General features: G+C 48.1%; 13 protein-coding genes. All 13 read left to right on the top strand.

The genetic code is table 11. From position 1 onward, the window contains the following. Positions 1 to 10 precede the first annotated feature (10 nt). The 13 genes from AC58U0_RS05320 to AC58U0_RS05260 all read left to right on the top strand — a co-directional run bounded on the left by AC58U0_RS05320 (position 11) and on the right by AC58U0_RS05260 (position 19,415). Positions 11 to 952 (top strand): dihydrodipicolinate synthase family protein, encoded by a 942-nt coding sequence (locus AC58U0_RS05320; RefSeq protein ID WP_497377980.1) that lies wholly within the window; start codon positions 11 to 13, stop codon positions 950 to 952. A 91-nt stretch (positions 953 to 1,043) separates the two neighbouring features. Further along, the gene (locus AC58U0_RS05315) at positions 1,044 to 1,682 is read left to right on the top strand and encodes an SGNH/GDSL hydrolase family protein (protein WP_497377979.1); all 639 of its coding nucleotides are present in this window, start codon (positions 1,044 to 1,046) and stop codon (positions 1,680 to 1,682) included. A 198-nt stretch (positions 1,683 to 1,880) separates the two neighbouring features. Further along, complete coding sequence (locus AC58U0_RS05310) at positions 1,881 to 4,589, top strand: family 78 glycoside hydrolase catalytic domain (RefSeq protein WP_497377978.1); 2,709 nt, start codon at positions 1,881 to 1,883, stop codon at positions 4,587 to 4,589. Then, positions 4,564 to 5,343 carry an SDR family NAD(P)-dependent oxidoreductase gene (locus AC58U0_RS05305; protein ID WP_497377977.1) on the top strand — a complete coding sequence of 260 codons (780 nt, stop codon included), beginning with the start codon at positions 4,564 to 4,566 and terminating at the stop codon, positions 5,341 to 5,343. The genes AC58U0_RS05310 and AC58U0_RS05305 overlap by 26 nt, the downstream gene beginning before the upstream one ends. A gap of 36 nt (positions 5,344 to 5,379) precedes the next feature. Beyond that, on the top strand, positions 5,380 to 6,684 hold the full coding sequence (locus AC58U0_RS05300) for an alpha-L-fucosidase (protein ID WP_497377976.1): 1,305 nt from the start codon (positions 5,380 to 5,382) through the stop codon (positions 6,682 to 6,684). A 30-nt stretch (positions 6,685 to 6,714) separates the two neighbouring features. Continuing rightward, positions 6,715 to 9,426 carry a hypothetical protein gene (locus tag AC58U0_RS05295; protein WP_497377975.1) on the top strand — a complete coding sequence of 904 codons (2,712 nt, stop codon included), beginning with the start codon at positions 6,715 to 6,717 and terminating at the stop codon, positions 9,424 to 9,426. A gap of 26 nt (positions 9,427 to 9,452) precedes the next feature. After that, a complete protein-coding gene (locus AC58U0_RS05290; RefSeq protein ID WP_497377974.1) occupies positions 9,453 to 11,828 on the top strand; it encodes a glycoside hydrolase family 95 protein in 2,376 nt (791 codons plus the stop codon). Next, a complete protein-coding gene (locus AC58U0_RS05285) occupies positions 11,825 to 12,808 on the top strand; it encodes a sialidase family protein (RefSeq protein ID WP_497377973.1) in 984 nt (327 codons plus the stop codon). The genes AC58U0_RS05290 and AC58U0_RS05285 overlap by 4 nt, the downstream gene beginning before the upstream one ends. A 110-nt stretch (positions 12,809 to 12,918) precedes the next feature. Further along, entirely contained in the window at positions 12,919 to 15,075 is a 2,157-nt protein-coding gene (locus tag AC58U0_RS05280; RefSeq protein ID WP_497377972.1) for an MGH1-like glycoside hydrolase domain-containing protein, read from the top strand. Between the two features lie 34 nt (positions 15,076 to 15,109). Next, complete coding sequence (locus AC58U0_RS05275; RefSeq protein ID WP_497377971.1) at positions 15,110 to 16,174, top strand: sialidase family protein; 1,065 nt, start codon at positions 15,110 to 15,112, stop codon at positions 16,172 to 16,174. Positions 16,175 to 16,198: 24 nt separating this feature from the next. Beyond that, positions 16,199 to 17,089: an AraC family transcriptional regulator gene (locus AC58U0_RS05270; RefSeq protein ID WP_057301704.1), complete on the top strand. Its 891-nt coding sequence runs from the start codon at positions 16,199 to 16,201 to the stop codon at positions 17,087 to 17,089. A 69-nt stretch (positions 17,090 to 17,158) separates the two neighbouring features. Then, positions 17,159 to 18,181, top strand: a complete 1,023-nt coding sequence (locus AC58U0_RS05265) for a dienelactone hydrolase family protein (protein WP_497377970.1) — start codon at positions 17,159 to 17,161, stop codon at positions 18,179 to 18,181. 112 nt (positions 18,182 to 18,293) lie between these two features. Next, the gene (locus AC58U0_RS05260; RefSeq protein ID WP_057301702.1) at positions 18,294 to 19,415 is read left to right on the top strand and encodes an ABC transporter ATP-binding protein; all 1,122 of its coding nucleotides are present in this window, start codon (positions 18,294 to 18,296) and stop codon (positions 19,413 to 19,415) included. Positions 19,416 to 19,428 lie beyond the last annotated feature (13 nt).

Raw genomic sequence — 19,428 nt, 5'->3', positions numbered from 1 at the left:
GGTGCTGAAGATGAAGGATGTAAACATTCCGAATGGCGTTTGGCCAACGATGCTGACCCCGTTCACAAATTCCAACGAAGTGGACTATGGCGCATTAGGGCAATTGGTCGAATGGTATATTGCCCAAGGTGTTCACGGCCTTTTCGCGGTCTGCCAATCGAGTGAAATGTTTTACTTATCCTTGGAGGAGAGAGTAGCGATCGCGGGGTTCGTTAAGGAGAAGGCTTCTGGACGTGTGCCAGTGATCGCTTCTGGCCACATCTCAGACGGATTCGATGAACAGGTGGAAGAGCTTCAGCGGATGGCTGACACGGGAGTTGATGCGGTCGTGTTGGTCAGCAACCGGCTTGCCGGGCCGGAAGAATCGGACGAGGTATGGTTGAACCGTGCAATGGAGCTGCTGGATCGAGTGCCGGATGTGCTTTTTGGTATTTACGAATGCCCCTATCCTTATAAAAGGCTGATGACCCCGAAACTGCTCAAATGGTGCGCGGATACGGGCAGGTTTGGGTTTCTCAAGGACACGAGCTGCGATCTTAAGCTTATTGCCGAGAAACTCGATGCGGTTAAAGGAAGTCCATTGAAAATATTCAATGCTAATTCTGCAACACTGCTTGAATCGCTATGCTTGGGCACAGCTGGCTTCAGCGGCGTAATGGCCAATTTTCATCCCGAGCTGTATGTACAACTGATGGAGCGTTGGGATTTAGAGAGCAATACGGCCGAAATGATACAAGCATTTGTAGGACCGGCGTCCTTGATCGAACTGCAGATGTATCCCGTCAATGCGAAATATCATCTGCAAAAAATAGGCCAACCCCTAACGATACACTGCCGTACCAGAGATTCTAGTAATTTCAGAGAAAACCAAAGGTTTGAGGTGGAGCAGCTCGATACACTGTATCATCTGTTCAAGCAGCAGCTTATGACAAAACAAAATGTAAACGTTTGAAAAGAACAGCTGACCCTTTGGCGAATTCGAAGCTGCAGCATGCTGCCTCAAGGCCGTCGATCAGGGAATGAAAATACGAGGGGGCGTTACAGTGCCATTTAAAGCAAAGGACAAAATCGTATTTATCGGTGACAGTATAACGGACAAAGGAAGAAAAAAGGACCCCTTAAAGCTGGGCTCGGGTTATGTAAGGCTGCTGCATGATTATCTCACTGCGGTATATCCGAAACTGTCGTTGAAAATAATCAATGAAGGTGTATCCGGAAACCGCGTGATTGATTTGGAGAAAAGATGGAGAATCGACGTAATGGATCACCAACCGCAATGGGTTTCGATTTCTATCGGAATCAATGATGTATGGCGGCAATTGGATTCGCAGGATGCTGATCAGGTGTACCCCGACAAGTTCGAAGCGGTGTATCGCAGCCTGCTGGATCAAACGAAACAAGTACCCAATTGTCGTGCGATTCTCATGCAGCCTACGGTCATCAAGGAGTATCCTGATTCTACAGGGACCCAGTTACTGAAGCCTTACGTGGACATTGTTAACCGTCTGACGGAAGAATATAGTGGCATCCTTGTGCCGACGCATGAAGCATTCATCGATTTCTTACACTGTGAAACAGGTCAGGACTTAACGACTGATGGCGTACACATGAACACGCTCGGAGATATGCTGATGGCCACTACTTGGCTGAAGGCGGTTACGGGCACCCCCAATAGGAATTAGTCCGGATCTATTAATTAGACTGCATGCCATTCACCATGGATGCAGTCTTTTTCATGACTTTTTTCATGAGATTCATGGAGAGGTGGAAGGCGTCGCCTATAAAATAGGTGAATTCGCCCTATAAACGAAAGTTGAATTTTAGATACACTTGACTCAAGCATCCCGGTGAAGGGAGTCTGTCTATAGGAGGAGAGGACTATGAAAGTTTCTGAACTAAAAACGGAATACATCGAAAATCCGTTAGGTATCGTTACAACCGTTCCCCGCTTAAGCTGGATCATGGAATCGGAAGAATGCGGTCAAGTCCAGTCGGCCTATCACGTATTGGTAGCATCTCGTCCAGAGTTGTTGAATGAAAATAAGGGCGATCTATGGGACAGTGGAAAGGTTCATTCCGACCAATCTATCCATGTCTCTTACGGAGGAGCACCTCTAGAATCCAAGCGAGTTTATTATTGGAGGGTCAGGGTTTGGGATAAACGCGATATGGTGTCTGAGTGGAGCAGGTCAGCTCACTGGTCGATGGGATTTCTAAACGAAAACGAATGGCAAGCACGTTGGATTGGCAGAACCAATCCTCAGAATACGGAGCTTTTGCCTTCTCCCTATATGAGAAAAAGATTTCGAATCGAAAAGCCGGTCCGCCAAGCTTTCATTTATGCAACTGCATTGGGCTTGTACGAACTGCATATGAACGGTGAAAGGGTAGGACGAGACTATTTTGCCCCCGGATGGACAGATTACAACATTAGGGTACAGGTCCAAACCTATGACGTAGCGGCGTATCTGAGTACGGGAAGTATGGCTATAGGTGCGATCGTAGGCACCGGATGGTATGCCGGTCACGTGGGTATGTTCGGTCCGAACAGGTACGGGGACACCCCTTACTTGCTACTTGAACTGCATATCGAATATGAGGACGGTTCCTCTGACATTATTGTGACAGATGAATCATGGAAAGTGTTTGCAGGTCCTATCCTGTACTCGGATTTACTAAAAGGCGAAAGTTTTGACGCCCGTCTGGAACCGAAGGGATGGAGCCTGCCTGGTTTTGATGATGACTCTTGGGAGACGCCTGTTGTTTTGGAACGTTACGAAGGGATTTTGACTGCACAAGTAGATCCTCCTGTTCAAGTTATGAAGGAACTGCTGCCGATCAGCATGAAGCAAACATCCCGTGGCTCTTATCTATTTGACATGGGACAAAATATGGTCGGTTGGGTTCGTCTTCAAATTGAAGACGGGCAAGAAGGTCAGGAAGTTACTGTCAGCTGCGCGGAAATGTTGAATGAAGACAATACGTTATACACCATAAATCTGCGCGAAGCCATTCAGCAGGAGACATACATCTTGAGAGGCGATAGGGAGGAATGTCTGGAACCTCACTTTACTTTTCACGGCTTCCGGTATGTGGAAGTAATAGGATTGACGAGTTCGCCCACCCTGCAAACGGTCATCGGCAGAGTGGTTCATTCGGCGACGCCGCAAACGGGTTGGTTAGAAACTTCCAACGTCATGCTGAATAAGCTTCTAAGCAATATTGAGTGGGGACAACGTGGCAATTTTCTCAGTGTGCCGACGGACTGTCCGCAGCGTGACGAACGGCTAGGTTGGACGGGGGATGCGCAAATTTTTGCTCGTACAGCCAGTTTTAATATGGATGTCGGACGCTTTTTCAATAAGTATATGATCGATGTTATCGATGCCCAACGGCCCTCCGGAGCTTTTCCAGATGTGGCGCCGGATGCCGGCTGGGAAGCGTTTAAGCATAATCATGCGGAACTTAACTGGCATGCTCCCGACAATGGCGGATGGGGGGATGCGGGGGTTATAATTCCTTGGACCGTTTACCAGGTATATGGTGACTACAGAAATTTGGAGGAATGCTATCCGGCGATGGTCAGATGGGTGGAGTATTTGCAAGCAAACACGGTGAACTTGATCCGACCGGGTTACTCGAATTATGGTGATTGGCTCTCCATCCATGCGGACACGCCAAAGGACGTGCTTGATACTGCTTATTTCGCTTACAGCACCTTACTGTTGTCCAAATCTGCGAAGGCACTCGGCAAGGAAGAAGATGCACGTAAATACGCGGATTTGTTTGAAAAGATCAAACAAGCTTTCGAGGATGCGTTTGTGGATGAGGCCGGACGGATCAAAGGAGATACGCAGACCGTATACGTGCTTGCACTGAAGATGAACCTGCTGACAGAAGAGCAGCGCAAACTTGCGGTTCGACATTTGGCGGGGAATATCCAGCTGCACGGCAATCATTTGACGACAGGTTTTCTCGGCGTCGGGTATTTACTTCCTGCTTTAACGGAAGGGGGGAGAGAAGATCTTGCTTACACTTTGCTCAATCAAGGTACTTTCCCTTCGTGGCTTTATTCCATCAAGCATGGAGCTACGACTATTTGGGAACGGTGGGACGCCTGGACAGAAACAAACGGATTCCAGAATCCGGGTATGAATTCGTTTAATCATTACTCATTGGGTTCAGTCGGCGAGTGGATGTATCAAAATATGTTGGGGATCAACACAGATGAGGACAGACCGGGATATAAGCATATTGTGATTCATCCGCGTCCAGGGGGCGGGCTCCATTTCGCCAAGGGCGAATTTCATTCTGTATACGGCAGGATCCGAGTAGAGTGGAAATTGGAGCGGTCGTGCTTCGTTTTGAAAGTCCAAATTCCTGTGAACACAACCGCCACGATCTATGTGCCAGGTGCCGTCCTGAATGAGGATGGGCACGTAACCGAGGGATTGCATTATGTAGGAATGGAAAACAATAAATCCATTTACAGCGCTGGTTCAGGAAGTTACACATTCGTTTCTCGGTGGACAGATGTCGGATTGAGTCTGGGAGCGGAGACAAATGTCACGCATGAGATTGGAGCGTAAAGTAGCTGTTGTTACCGGGGCAGCTTCCGGTATTGGAGAGGCTGTTGCACGGCGATTCGCCGAAGAGGGAGCCTGCGTGATCGTCAATGACATATCCGAAGAGGGAGTTCGGGTCGTCGAAGAGATCGTAGAGGCAGGTGGGAACGCCTTGTTTGTCCATGCCGATATTCGCGCCGAAAACAGCGTAATTGCCTTGATGGAAGCGGCCAAAACATATTTCGGCGCCCTGCATATTCTCGTTAACAACGCCGGGGTTACTTTCAGTTCGAACGTCGTGACAGCTGACGAAGCAGCTTGGGATCACGTGATGAATTTGAATTTGAAAAGCGCTTGGTACTGCTGCAAGCACGCCATTCCGTTCATGATGGAACAGGGTGGTGGCAGCATAGTCAACATCGGCTCGACTCATGTTATCCGTACACAGCGAAATCATTTCCCTTATCACTCTTCCAAGGCAGGCATGCTTGCGATGGCGCAAGGGATTTGTGTCGATTTCGGAGGTCAGGGAATCCGTGCGAATACCATTAGCCCGGGGTTTATTGAAACCCCGCTTGCCGAGACCTACATGCAGTCCTATCCAAACCGGGAACAGAAACGCAGTGCCATGCTGGCAACACACCCTGTCGGGCGATTCGGTAAGCCGGAAGACGTGGCGAATGCGGCCGTTTTTCTTGCTTCTGATGAAGCGGGATTCATTGCGGGAGCGAATCTCGTTGTTGACGGAGGCAGGTCTGTTCTGCAGGTCTTCGATTAAAGATCGAACGGTTAATCATAACAAGGGAGAGAGACTATGACATTCGAAGTTGAGAAAACCGCAGGAGACAGTGAATGGTTTACACATGACCGATTCGGCATGTTTATCCATTGGGGACTATATTCGCTTGCAGCTAGGCATGAATGGCTGCAATCCCGGGAAAAATTGAGCGGGGAACAGTACAGCCAAAAATATTTCAAAAGATTTGATCCCGATTTGTACGATCCCGATCTTTGGGCACAGCTCGCTTCTGACGCGGGCATGAAGTACTTCGTGGTGACGACGAAGCACCATGAGGGTTTTTGCTTATGGGACAGCAAGCTTACTGATTATAAAGCGACGAATTCTCCGGCTGGGCGAGATTTGCTAAGACCTATGGTAGATGCGTTTCGTAAACGCGAGATGAAGGTTGGTTTATATTATTCCCTGCTAGACTGGCATCATCCCCATTATACGGTTGATCCGAAGCATCCGCTTCGTTTCGATCCTAATAATATCGCTGGGAACACAACGCTGGACTTCGCCAATTACCGGAACTATTTGTATGGACAAACGAAGGAATTGCTGACTGATTTCGGTCAAGTAGATCTGTTATTTTATGATTTTTCGTTCCCGGAAGAAAACGGGTTGGCGGGTAAAGGGAAGGAAGATTGGGGCAGCGAAGAGCTGGTCCGAATGATCCGGACCTTACAGCCGAATATTTTATTGAATGACCGCTTACAGGTTGGGGGCGATATTACAACTCCTGAACAGTATATGCCGACCAAATGGGTCCAGGTAAACGGTAAGCGCGTCGTATGGGAAACATGTCACACCTTCAGCGGTTCGTGGGGCTATCACCGGGAAGAAGAGTCATGGAAAAGCGTCGAGTTGCTGATCAAAATGATGATTGATACCGTAAGTAAGGGTGGCAATCTATTATTGAATGTCGGCCCAACCGGACGCGGTGAATTCGACGAGCGTGCCGTAGACCGGTTGAAGGGAATGGGGGAATGGATGAAGCGGCACAACCGTTCCATCTACGGATGCACACAAGCTCCGGATACATTCGTTTGCCCCGATGATTGTCGGTTAACTTACAATCCGCAGTTGAATCGCATGTACGTGCATGTGTACAGCTGGCCTTTCAAAAATATCCATCTTCACGGATTCGCCGGCAAAGTGGCGTATGCCCAATTCCTTAATGACGCATCGGAAATCAGATTTAAAGAAGGCTTTGTGCCAAGCGGTATGGATAACGGAGCCTTCAAGGAAGGGCGAGATGAGCATACAGTGACCTTATCGCTTCCTGTCAAGAAACCGAATGTTACGGTGCCGGTCATCGAACTATTTTTAAAATGAAGTGAGAAGAATGGAGGTTGGGTATAAAGGATGAAAGCTATCACTCTTGGATACGCACCGAATCCTGCCCCGCGGGTGGAAAATGGCATCCGGCTGCTGAAACAAGCATTGCTGGACTGCGGATATGATGTGAAAGTTGAAGAAGTTTCATGGACGTGGGATAGCTATCGGTCAGTAACGGGGAGAAAAATCTTTGTGGGAAACCGTATTGAATCTGACTTGCTGCGGCAGTTGGAAGAACGTGACGTACTCTTGTATCACACGGAAGCTCCGGAAGGAGAAGGGTTTTATATTGCTGCTTGCCCGGGCAATCTGATGACGGTTTCCGGAGGCAGCGATTCCGGAATATTATACGGCTGTATGGAGCTTGCGCAGCGTGTTCGCGCTGCTGGGCTTCTGCCCGAAGATATCGCCTACGGGGACGCTCCGCGATTCGCACTTAGGGGGCCGGCGATCGGACTGCAGAAAACAACTGTCGAACCGCCTCGTCAGACGTATGAATATCCGATTACCCCCACACGCTTTCCCTGGTTTTACGACCGGTCATTGTGGCAAGATTTTCTCGACATGTTACTGGAGCAGCGGTGCAACATTGTCTATTTGTGGGCCGGTCATCCCTTCTCCTCATTAGTGAGATTAGAGGAGTACCCGGAGGCGCTTGAAGTTACGGAAGAAGAGTTCGCGCTGAACGTTGAGACGTTCCGCTATGTGGCGCAGGAAGCGGATCGACGAGGCATATGGCTCGTATTGAAGTTTTACAACATTCATATTCCGCTGCCTTTTGCGGAAAAGCACGGGTTGAAGCTGCATCAACCGAAGCCGCTGCCGTTAACGAGCGATTACTATAAGAAATCGATCGCCTCTTTCGTTCGATCATTCCCTAACGTGGGGATGATGGTCTGCCTCGGAGAAGCACTGCAGGGACAAATTTACGGAGTAGAATGGTTTAACGAAACGATTCTCGCAGGCTTGTTGGAAGGGCTTAAGGATTCAAATGTGAAGGAAAAGCCACCGATTATTCTACGTTCGCACGCGATCGAGCCGCAAAAAGTCATTGAGGCGGCGCTGCCTCTGTATCCGAATCTGTATACGGAGGCCAAATATAACGGCGAATCGTTGACCACATATACACCTCGAGGCAAATGGCAGGACATTCATAACCGTCTAGGGTCGTTGAAGACGATTCATATCGTCAATGTACATATACTTGCTAACCTGGAGCCTTTCCGATTCGGGGCGCCTTCGTTTATCCAAAAATGTATGCAGGCGGCTAAATATCGGCTGAAAGCGAACGGGCTGCATCTGTATCCGTTGTTTTTCTGGGATTGGCCGTTTTCGCCGGATTTGGCGGAGCCAAGGCTGAAACAACTGGACCGCGATTGGATTTGGTTCGCAGCCTGGTTCCGTTACGCTTGGAACCCGGATCGTGATCCAGCAGCCGAACGGCATTACTGGATCGAAGTGCTTGACCACAGATACGGCAGCCCGGAAGCAGGCGAAGCAATACTGGACGCATACGAAGCGTCCGGAGAATGTGCGCCCAAGTTGCTGCGACGATTCGGCATTACCGAAGGCAACCGTCAAACGATGAGCCTGGGAATGACCATGAGTCAATTGACGAATCCGGAACGGCACATGCCTTGGCCAGATTTATGGGAATCACAGTCGCCTCAGGGTGAAAGGCTGGAGGAATATGTGATTCGGGAGTTGAAAGGCGAACCGCACGTCGGAGAGACCCCGCCTGAAATTATCGCTGATGTCAGTCGGCATGCGGAAGATGCCGTGCAAGCGATCGAAAGGGCGCGCAAGTTGGTGAAACGAAACTGGGATGAATTTGATCGCTTGTTCGATGACATGCAGGCCATTCGTCTCATGGTCAATGTCTTTGTGCATAAAGTTCAAGCGGCATTGCTCATTTTGACTTACAAAGGCAGGGCTCAAGGGGAGTATTTCACACAGTTGGAATTGTTGGAAGAGGCCGCTGGGCAGCTTGAGAGCTCCTTGAAAAGCTACCGCGCATTGACGACTTTGACGGAAAAGACCTATTTATTCGCCAACAGTATGCAAACGCCGCAGCGGAAAGTGCCGATTCGAAACGGACTTGAATACAAGCATTGGACGGGGTGTTTGCCAGTCTATGAGTTAGAATTGGAACGCTTCCAGTTCCATCTGAATGAATTAAAGTCTGGCACCCTGCCTGAGGCGTTGAAGAATATGAAAGAACCGATTGTTCCATATCGGGAGGTTCCGTTCACCTTGCTGTCCGGAAACGCGGAAACATTCCTGATTGAGAAGGAAGCACAAGTGTTTGTGGATGGGGACATTCACATCGTCGGTTGTGCGGAGGAGCTGGATGGTTTAACGGGAATCCGGTTCAGCCAAATGGAAGCGGGTCTGAGCGGAGTGACGATTGATATCGAATTGCAGCAGCCATCCAAGGTGTTGATCGGTTATTTCAATTCGAAGGATGAGCAGTGGCTTCAAGTTCCCAGCTTGGAGGAAAACACACACGCGGATGACTTGGGCGGGTATGCTCCGGTATTGCAAAAAGGATTGCGTTTGTACGCGTATCCATCTGTCAATGTCCATACGTTTCGTTACGAAGCAGGGCGGCATTCGCTTGATTTTGGCAAGGGAGCTTACTTGATCTTGGGCGTCGTACCTGCTGATCTAGACATTCGGCCAAGGAATGTCGAGCACAAAAACGATGGCATCAACACATTGGATTGGCTGTACGAGTAAGCAAGTGACAGATGGGGAGAGAGTCTATGTCCGATAAGAGATCCACACTCTGGTATACCCAGCCGGCCAAGGATTGGTTCGAAGCGCTTCCTATCGGCAACGGTCGGTTTGGCGGTATGGTGTATGGCGGCACGAACCGGGAACACATTCAATTGAACGAGGATACGCTTTGGTCGGGGGAACCCCGGGAGACGGTCCGCTATGATGCGGAGCGGCATTTGGACCCTGTGCGTGAATTGATATTTTCGAAGAAGTACGCTGAAGCGGAGCAGATTATTGAACAGTACATGGAAGGGCCGGATATCGAGTCCTACATGCCTCTCGGGGATTTGGAGCTTATCTATGACGAAGAGGGCGAAATATCGAATTATCACAGGGAATTAGATCTGGAAGCTGGAATTGTACGGGTGCGTTACTGTCAAAATGGCGCTGTCTTCACACGTGAAGTGTTCGTATCTGCCGTTGATCAAGTGATGGCGATACGTCTGCACAGCGAGAAAAAAACCAGTTTTACTGCCGTCCTTCACAGCCCGCTGCAGTTTTCCGTAGGCAAAACTTCTTTAGACCGGGTGACGCTCTCCGGCCGCTGCCCGTATCATGTTTTGCCTAACACGGTCAAATCATCCGATCCCATTCTCTATGCCGAGGGGAAAGGAATCGGCTTCGAAATCCACCTTCAAGCAGCAGCGGAGAGCGGAAGGGTGGAAGTCAGCGGCGGGCGGATTCGCTTCAGCGGGAAAGGATCAGTTACTCTGCTGCTGGCCGCTGCTACCAGTTACAACGGCTTCGAGAAAGATCCGGTCGTACTGGGCAAAGATCCTTCAGACTTGTGTACTGCATGGCTTACGAATGCTGTACGACTGGGGTACGATCGTCTGAAAGAGCAGCATATGAGCGAATACGCCGCACTATTCGGCAGAGTTGCTATCGACCTTGCCGATAGCGGCGAGGACAAAAGCCTTCTACCTACGGATGTTCGCATCCAAGCGGTCAAAAACGGGAATGACGATCCTGGTCTCGCTGCACTGTTCTTTCAGTTCGGGAGATATTTGCTCATATCCAGCTCCCGTCCTGGTACGCAGCCGGCGAATCTGCAAGGCATTTGGAACGATAAGATCCAACCACCGTGGTGCAGCAGCTGGACAACAAATATTAATGTTGAAATGAACTATTGGCCGGCGGAGGTCGGCAATCTTGCGGAATGCCACCGACCGCTGTTTGATCTGATCGAAGATTTAAGGATCACAGGCCGGAAAGTGGCCAGTATCCATTACCGCAGCAGGGGATGGACTGCTCATCACAACATTGATTTGTGGCGGACGGCGACGCCGGTAGGCGGATCGCCCAGTTGGGCATTTTGGCCGATGGCCGGCGCTTGGTTATGCCAACACTTGTGGGAGCATTACGCTTTCAGCCAGGATGAACAATTTCTTAAACAAGCGTATCCGGCAATGAAAGAAGCCGCGCTGTTTTGTCTGGACTTTCTTATCGAGGATCCGGATGGCTATTTGGTCACCTGCCCGTCTACGTCCCCTGAAAATTTCTTCATTACCCCGGACGGGCAGCGAAGCAGTGTAACAAAAGCAACGACGATGGATTTGGCGCTAATCAAGGGATTGTTTGCCCACTGCATGGAGGCCAGCCGCATTCTAAATCTAGATGACACGTTTAGGGGACAACTGGAAACGGCACTGAGCCGAATCCCCCCGTTCCGAATCGGAAAATTCGGCCAGCTGCAGGAATGGGACGAAGACTTCGAAGAGTTGGAACCGGGACACCGGCATATCGGACATTTGGTCGCTCTTCATCCACTGGATCAAGTTACACGACGTGGACAGCCTGAACTGTTCCAAGCCTGCAAGAATACACTCGAACGCCGTCTTGCCCATGGCGGAGCGCACACGGGCTGGAGCTGCGCTTGGACAGTCAACTTTTGGGCACGGTTGGGTGAGCCGATAGAAGCGCGTCGATTCTTAAACGACTTGCTTGCTGGTCTGCACCCCAATATGATGAATGCTCACCGGCATCCGAAGGTGAAGATGAATATTTTCCAAATTGACGGTAATTTTGCCGGTATGTCAGGCATTGCAGAAATGCTGCTGCAAAGCCATGCAGGAGTGATTCAGCTCTTGCCGGCCTTACCGCTCCAATGGAGGCATGGTAGCGTTAAGGGATTGAGAGCCCGCGGTGGGTTTGAAATCGATATGGAATGGGAGGATGGAAAACTATCACGTGCTTTCATTAAGTCGATTGCTGGTAAGAAGTGTCGGCTATGGACCGCTCAGCCGGTTCAAATCCTCCTAAATGGACAAATCTACCGTTCGTCTAGTGACAAGTCGGTGTTTGAAACTGGCGAAGGATTCTATTACGAAATCGTTCCTGTATCGGAGGTTAAAGGATGAGATACGTCAATACCGTAAAGGAATTCATTTTTGAGGAGGAGAGACCCTTCCTCAGCTGTCACGCATCCACTTTGGAACTGCTGCCAGGGGGCGATGTGATTGCCGCATGGTTCGGAGGAACACGAGAGAAAGCTGGGGATGTTGCGATTTGGATATCGCGCAGGGGAGACAAGGGATGGACACCGCCCGTGAAAGTGGCGGATCAAGAGGATCTTCCTCATTGGAACCCCGTCCTTTTTCGAACGAATGAAGGCATTCTATTTCTTTATTATAAAGTCGGATCCAGTATTGCCGATTGGGAAACCATGGTTATTCGCTCTACGGATAACGGAAACACATGGACATCTCCGGTTCCTTTGGTTGAGGGGGATAAGGGAGGAAGGGGACCTGTCAAAAACAAGCCGATTGTGCTGCACGATGGAACGATTGCTGCCCCTGCTTCACTGGAACCAGCCTGGGATGCATTTGTCGACCTCTCGTTCGATGGAGGCGAGACCTGGACTCGCAGTGAAATCGTCCCTTTGGAACACAGCCGTATGAAAGGAAAGGGCATTATTCAGCCGACCTTATGGGAATCTGTCCCTGGAATCGTGCATATGCTCACCCGAAGCACCGAAGGGTCTATATACCGCAGCGATTCGATGGACGGGGGAAGAACGTGGTGTCCTGCATATCCCACCGAATTACCCAACAATAACAGCGGAATTGATCTAGTTAAGCTTAATAACGGCACAATTGCGCTGATTTACAATCCGACTCGTCCAGAAAATGGGAAGAATAAGGGACCGAGAACGCCGCTTGTCATTCGGCTTTCACAAGATAATGGCCTTACTTGGGAAAATGAAATTGTACTGGATGAAGGTGAAAAACAGTATTCCTATCCAGCTATAGTTGCAAGCGGTCTTGACCTATATGTGACCTATACTTGGAAGCGTGAACGCATTGCCTTCTGGAAAATCACTCTTGCAGATTTAGCATGATTGACCTATAGTTTGAGCGGATAACCACCATCCATCTCTCAGATGAATTCGATATAATAAACAGGGTAATACAATACACCCATAAGCAGTTATGGGATGGGAGGTCATCCATGCCAGCTGGCAGCCGATTGGACGAAAAATTGCGCGCGGGAAAAAAAGCGCTTCGTACGCTCCCCGGTGCACTCTTGCTCGGTTCGACCGGAGCGCGGTTGTGGGCCGATTATTTGGATCCCGTACCTGGTTTTTCTGGACGGTTCGATTTTATTCACAAAGTCAATATTCCTTTGTTGTTTAAGATAACGAACAATTTGGAAGAAAGCTTTGAGCCGTGCCAGACCGAATGGTTTCCGAGTCACTTGCTCATGGCATATACAGGTAACCGTCTTTCATTGGTTGAACGCAAGTTCATCTCTTGGAACGACTGTGCAGTTTCCTGTCAGACTTGGACGAATCGAAGCAGCGAGGAGCTCGTATTACGATTGGAGACGTATGGAGATGCGTTCTCGGAATGCAAAGGGAATTATCTATATGGAATGTTTAACATCGAGCATTACAGCTTTGACATCGCAGGCGTAATTGCCGTCAGCGATCCCGCATTGTTCGAAGAAATGCGTTTGAAGCCAGGAGAATCCAAAGATATTATCGTCTCAGCGGCATTTGGAATTTCCGGTCAGGATCATACCGACTTGCTGAGGGAACGGGCTTCGGCGTATGCGGAAAGCGTTTACACTACCGATCAGGTCATAGAAAATCAGCGTAATGAATATCAAATCTGGTTTGAAAAAACACCGACATTTACTTGCAGCGACCCTGTGTTAAACAAGACTTGGACCTATCGGTGGTTTCTGCTTCGGCACAATTTGGCCGATCCACAGTACGGTCACTTGTCCTATCCATTGTTTTACGAGGGAAGATCTCATAAAAAAAGCAAAAAGCCCTTCAGCAAAGGAGGATGGGAGTTCAGCAAGCTGATCAATCTGTCCGTTCCCCTGCATCTGATGGATGCCAGATGGTATCACGATCCGATATATAGTGAAGGTCCGTTGCGAAACATGAAGAATGCACCCGGCGAAGACGGCATGTTTAGCTGCTTAACGGTAGATACGATCATGCATTCGTTTGCGAACTTCTCTTGCTGGGCCGCATATCAGCTCTATCTCGTGCATCGAAACACCGAAATGATAGCGGAGATACTGCCTGCCATGAAATCGAATATTTCGGCATGGAAGCTTGTGAACGGAAATGATCAAGATCATTTGATGATCGAACACAAACATACGCGGACGGGAAAAGAATATCAACCAAGCTATTGGTATTTTCACCAATTTCCGAAAAATCCCAAGGACAAGGCAACCTACACCCATCTCAAAAGGGTGGATCGCGCCATCTATCACTATTTAAACACGCTCGGCGTTGCTAAATTGTGCGAGGTCACGGGTGATCCGGAAGCGGAAGAATTTTATCGACAAGCCGACAATATCAAGCAGGACATTCTTGACAAAATGTGGAATGAAGATACAAAGTTCTTTTACGATCTACATTATCAAACCGATGAGAAAGCGTTTGTCAAAAATATTGTCGGGATTTATCCCGGTTGGGCAGAAATCCTGGATGATCGTTTCAATGGGATGATCGAGCATCTGTTCAATGAACAGGAATTTCATACGAAGTGTCCGTTCCCGTCTGTTTCCGCCGATTGTCCTGCCTATTCGCAAGAAGGGGGCTGGATGGGCCATTTTGTCAAAGGACGGAACGGCTGCGTATGGGACGGTCCGACCTGGCCTTATACCAATTCGATTGCGCTTGACGCGCTCGCAAAGGAAAGTAAACGGAGAAATCATCAATTCGATCGTCAGTTTGCCTATTATCTGCGCGAATATTCGTTTCTCCATTTTATGCAAAGAGATTTAAACCAGCCTGGTCTTGTTGAGCATTACAACAGTGCAACGGGCGAACCGTTAAGTGACGAACAGGAATACAATCACTCGTATTATATCGATCTAATAATTTCACATGTGGCGGGATTGACCATTGAAAAAGATGGGATAGTCCTAGATCCACTGAATACAGGATTGGATTATTTTTGCTTGGACCGCGTGAAGGTAGCAGGCACGGAAATTCGGATCACTTACCGGAAACCCGATATGTTATCAGATATTCCGAATATCGAGGAAGGCTATTGTTTGTATGTAAAAGGCAAACTTGTTTTCTCAGATCAAACACTTTGCCGAACAGAGCTAACATGGAAGGAAATGAACTTATCGTGAAATGGTTTACCATGCGGACAAGGAGTGTGTTCTAATGAAACGTTTCAATGGAGTTGTTGTACAGTCGGAGACGGATCCGCATCTACAAGAAGCTTACCTTCCCATTCCGTATCCAAATGACAACCATGCAGCCAATTTACTGGAACTGGACAACGGCGACCTGCTCTGCGTTTGGTTTTCGGGAAGTGGGGAGGGTAATCCTGATACCAATGTTTTGATGGCGAGATTACCTGCTGGAGCCAAACAATGGACTTCTCCCGTGCAGCTTTCGGGTGATCCCGAACGATCCGAGCAAAATCCGATCCTGCATCAAGCGCCAGATGGTAAACTATGGCTGTTCCATACGTCCAACGAGCCCCATAATCAAAAAACATCGAGGATTGTTTATCGCGTATCGGAAGACCAGGGTTTTACTTGGAGCCCTACCGAGGTTTTGTTTGACGGTCTGGGTATATTTCTGAGGCATCCTCTGCTCGTTCTCAAAAATGGCGATTGGCTGCTCCCGACGTATTACTGTAAGCTTGACGGGCACTACAGCGTTGTGCAAATTAGCTCAGATCAAGGGAAAACATGGCAAGAATTCGAAGTGCAGGGCAGCACCCACCGGGTTCAAATGAACGTTGTTGAATTAAACGATGGTACGCTCTACGCGATGTTCCGGAGCCGCCAGGCGGACCGTATCTATACAAGTGTTTCTCGCGACAACGGAAAAAGCTGGACAGTTCCTGTCAAGAGTGAACTGCCGAACAACAATTCCTCGATGCAGTTCATTAAGATGCAAAATGGCCATCTAGCCTTGATCTATAATAACTCCACCATGGAGCGTGACCAATTCAGGTGGGTCCAAAGGAAGGGCGAGTTCCGCAAGAAACCGCTGCGTACGCCGCTTACGTTAGCCATCTCAGAAGACGAAGGAAAAACATGGCCTTATTTCAGAAACGTACAGATGGCGGATTTGGAGTACAAGGATAGCGAAATCGGGTATTCCTACCCTTCGATTATCTCTACGCGTGATGGTAAGATTCATATTGCTTTTTCATATTTACGAAAAGGAATCAAACATGTTTGTCTAGCGGAAGAATGGGTAAAAGAGGGTTGAAATCATGTGCTGGAGGTGATGGTCATGAATGGTAGAATTGGTCATTTAAGTGGAGACTTGTTTTTTGACGGAAAGATGGATATTTTCATAAATCGTGAATTGGAATCGTTTACAACCACCCAGCACACGCATGATTTCGTTGAAATCAGTTATGTGGGGGAAGGAAGCGGTTATCACTACATTGAAGATCAAGTGATTCCCATTAAACAGGGAGATCTGTTTGTGATTCCAATTGGAACATCACATGTATTTAGGCCGTCATCTCCGACGCAGGATAAAATGCTCGTCATATATAACTGCATTTTCCGAGTTGGGCTAATGGAGAACTGGATGCATCTTCTGCAGGAAGAATCTCACACCTACAATTCCATCACGTTTCCATGTAAGTGTCCGGAGCGGTGGCTGCATTTTCAAGATAAGCATGATACATTCTCAACGATCGTTGACAATATGTACCGTGAATATTTGAAGCGGAGCACTGGCTTTGAGACCATTCTGACCGCTTTGCTGATCCAAATGCTGGTGATGCTGCAGCGCTTTGAATTGAAGAATGAATCGGAGGCTGTTCCTTTTCGGATGTTGGAGGAAGTCGTACATTTCATCAAATCCCATTACACACAAAACCTTACGGTTCAGCATGTGGCGGATTACTTTTTTTTAAGTGCCAGTCATTTTCAACGCTTATTTAAAAAATCAACGGGTCTGTCGTTCACGCAATACTTGCAAAACGTACGCATTCAAAAATGCTGCGAACTGTTGAAATCTTCCGATATTCCGATTTATCAAATCGCCAATCAAGTCGGTTATCAGGATATGAAGTTTTTCCATGCTCTATTCCGTAAAAAAACAGGGGTAACGCCTCGGCAATACCGACAAAATTTCCAAGAGTTCGAAGATAAAGCTATAACGTATTAATTTGCGCGGGGGCTGACCATAGCTATGGAACAGCTCTTTTTTTAATTTATTAAAGTGGAGGAATAATCGATGTGGAATCCGGATGATTACTTGGAACATGTATATAACAACTTGAATGATGAATCTAGGCTAGCAATCAAAAAGCCATGGAACGAAAGAAAAGCCGATGTACGGTCAAAACTGCTTGAAAGTTTGGGGGAAATCCCCGATACGATAGGTGAATTGAATCCGGTTGTACTTGAGAGGATGGATAAAGGAGATCACTACCTAGAGCGTGTCATTTATACGACAGATATAAACCTTCAGGTTGCTGCATTCGTATTGATTCCGAAACGGCTCATGGGTAGAGCGCCAACCGTGCTTGCATGGCACGGACACGGATACGGAAGCAGGGAGATCGTCGGTTTAAAGCCAGACGGAACCACGGATGATGCGCCTCCGGGCATCCATCAGCATTTTGCTTTGAAACTTGTACAAAGGGGCATGATCGTCGTAGCGCCCGAGATCATCGGGTTCGGTGATCGTAGGCTGTCGGCGGACAAGGATAAGGATCCGAAAAAAAGCAGTTCCTGCTTTTCGCTCGCCTCTCGCTTGCTGCTTTATGGAAAAACGTTAGCCGGCCTGCGAATTTATGAAGCAATCAGATCACTTGATTATTTGTTAACGCGAGAGGATGTAGATCCGAATCGGATCGGATGCATGGGATTTTCCGGTGGCGGTTTAATTGCTTCGCTCAGTTCCGCTCTGGACGAACGTATTAAGGCTACCGTTATTTGCGCGTTTACAAGCACTTTTAGAGGAAGCTTATTAGCAATGAATCATTGCATTGACAATTATTTACCGTCGATTCTTCCTTACGCGGATCTTCCAGAGTTGATCGGACTGATCGCACCGAGAGCGCTGTTTGTCGAATCGGGAATCGAAGACCCGTTATTTCCAGTTGCTTCCGTAGAGGAAGCTATCGTCAAACTCAAGGAGATTTATCATACCGAGGGAACCGAAGGAAAGTTTGAAGTTGATCTTTTTCCAGGAAAACATGAAGTGTCGGGGAGACAATCATACGATTGGTTAGCACGTCAGTTGAAAGCATGATTCACCTATAGAGTAAGCAATCATCACCTATAAGTTAAAAAGTAGATGGATGTATAATGAACTGAAACCGTTATCATCGGGAAGTTTGAAACAGACTATCGGAGGTGCCGCAATGGGGCGCATTCTTTTGAATCACGTGGAAAAACGTTATGGTAAAGATGGTGGATATGCTGTCAAAGATTTCCATTTGGAAATACACGACGGAGAATTTCTTGTCATGGTAGGTCCGTCTGGCTGCGGTAAATCAACGACACTCAGGATGATCGCCGGCTTGGAGGATATAACATCAGGAGAACTTTATATCGGAGATCAATTGGTCAACCATTTGCCGCCGAAGGATAGGGATATTGCGATGGTATTTCAAAATTACGCCTTATACCCGAACATGAGCGTGTACGAAAATATCGCGTTCGGTTTGCGCTTGCGTAAGATGCCCAAACACGAGATCGATCAAGCAGTCAAAAAATCGTCGAGGATACTGGAAATCGAACCTTTTCTGGACAGGAAGCCTAAGCAGCTCTCCGGCGGTCAGCGTCAACGTGTTGCCCTCGGCCGAGCCATTGTCCGTGATCCCCAAGTCTTCTTAATGGATGAGCCATTATCCAATTTGGATGCTAAACTGAGAGTCCAAATGAGAACGGAGATCATTAAGCTTCACAAGCAGCTTGGCGTGACGATGGTGTACGTGACGCATGATCAGGTGGAAGCGATGACAATGGGACATCGCATCGTCGTCATGAAAGACGGCATTATCCAGCAGGTAGATACTCCGCAGAAGATTTACAATCATCCAAGAAATATGTTCGTTGCCGGATTTATCGGGACGCCGCCGATCAATTTAATTGAGGGCAAAATTATGGAAAGCACGGACGGCAAGCTAGAGTTTCATACTAACCGGTATTATTTGGAAATCCCTGCGAGTCAATCGAACATTTTAAAGATGAAAAACAAAGTAAACAGAACCGTCGTTTTAGGAATTCGCTGTGAGAATATCCATGTAAATCCGGCTGTGAGTGAAGCTACCTCCTATGCTCAAATTAACGGGATTCAAAAGATCAACGAATTGATGGGGGCGGATATGTATTTGTACATGGATATCGGAATGCCCAATCTACTGATTGTTCGAACCCGAGCCGATCACGACTTTGAGGAAAACGAGAAGCTTATTTTGTCTCTCGATATGCAGAAAGCACTATTTTTTGATAAAGATTCAAAGGACAATCTATTGTACTAAATAGACAGCGGAG

This window comes from Paenibacillus sp. J31P190 (assembly GCF_059692075.1).
This window is presented reverse-complemented; position numbering and strand designations above follow the sequence as displayed.

Coding starts and splice junctions, on each gene's coding strand:
- AC58U0_RS05305 (WP_497377977.1), top strand. CDS start 4,564: ATGTCACGCATGAGATTGGAGCGTAAAGTAGCTGTTGTTACCGGGGCA.
- AC58U0_RS05300 (WP_497377976.1), top strand. CDS start 5,380: ATGACATTCGAAGTTGAGAAAACCGCAGGAGACAGTGAATGGTTTACA.
- AC58U0_RS05295 (WP_497377975.1), top strand. CDS start 6,715: ATGAAAGCTATCACTCTTGGATACGCACCGAATCCTGCCCCGCGGGTG.
- AC58U0_RS05280 (WP_497377972.1), top strand. CDS start 12,919: ATGCCAGCTGGCAGCCGATTGGACGAAAAATTGCGCGCGGGAAAAAAA.
- AC58U0_RS05320 (WP_497377980.1), top strand. CDS start 11: ATGAAGGATGTAAACATTCCGAATGGCGTTTGGCCAACGATGCTGACC.
- AC58U0_RS05270 (WP_057301704.1), top strand. CDS start 16,199: ATGAATGGTAGAATTGGTCATTTAAGTGGAGACTTGTTTTTTGACGGA.
- AC58U0_RS05310 (WP_497377978.1), top strand. CDS start 1,881: ATGAAAGTTTCTGAACTAAAAACGGAATACATCGAAAATCCGTTAGGT.
- AC58U0_RS05290 (WP_497377974.1), top strand. CDS start 9,453: ATGTCCGATAAGAGATCCACACTCTGGTATACCCAGCCGGCCAAGGAT.
- AC58U0_RS05260 (WP_057301702.1), top strand. CDS start 18,294: ATGGGGCGCATTCTTTTGAATCACGTGGAAAAACGTTATGGTAAAGAT.
- AC58U0_RS05275 (WP_497377971.1), top strand. CDS start 15,110: ATGAAACGTTTCAATGGAGTTGTTGTACAGTCGGAGACGGATCCGCAT.
- AC58U0_RS05265 (WP_497377970.1), top strand. CDS start 17,159: ATGTGGAATCCGGATGATTACTTGGAACATGTATATAACAACTTGAAT.
- AC58U0_RS05285 (WP_497377973.1), top strand. CDS start 11,825: ATGAGATACGTCAATACCGTAAAGGAATTCATTTTTGAGGAGGAGAGA.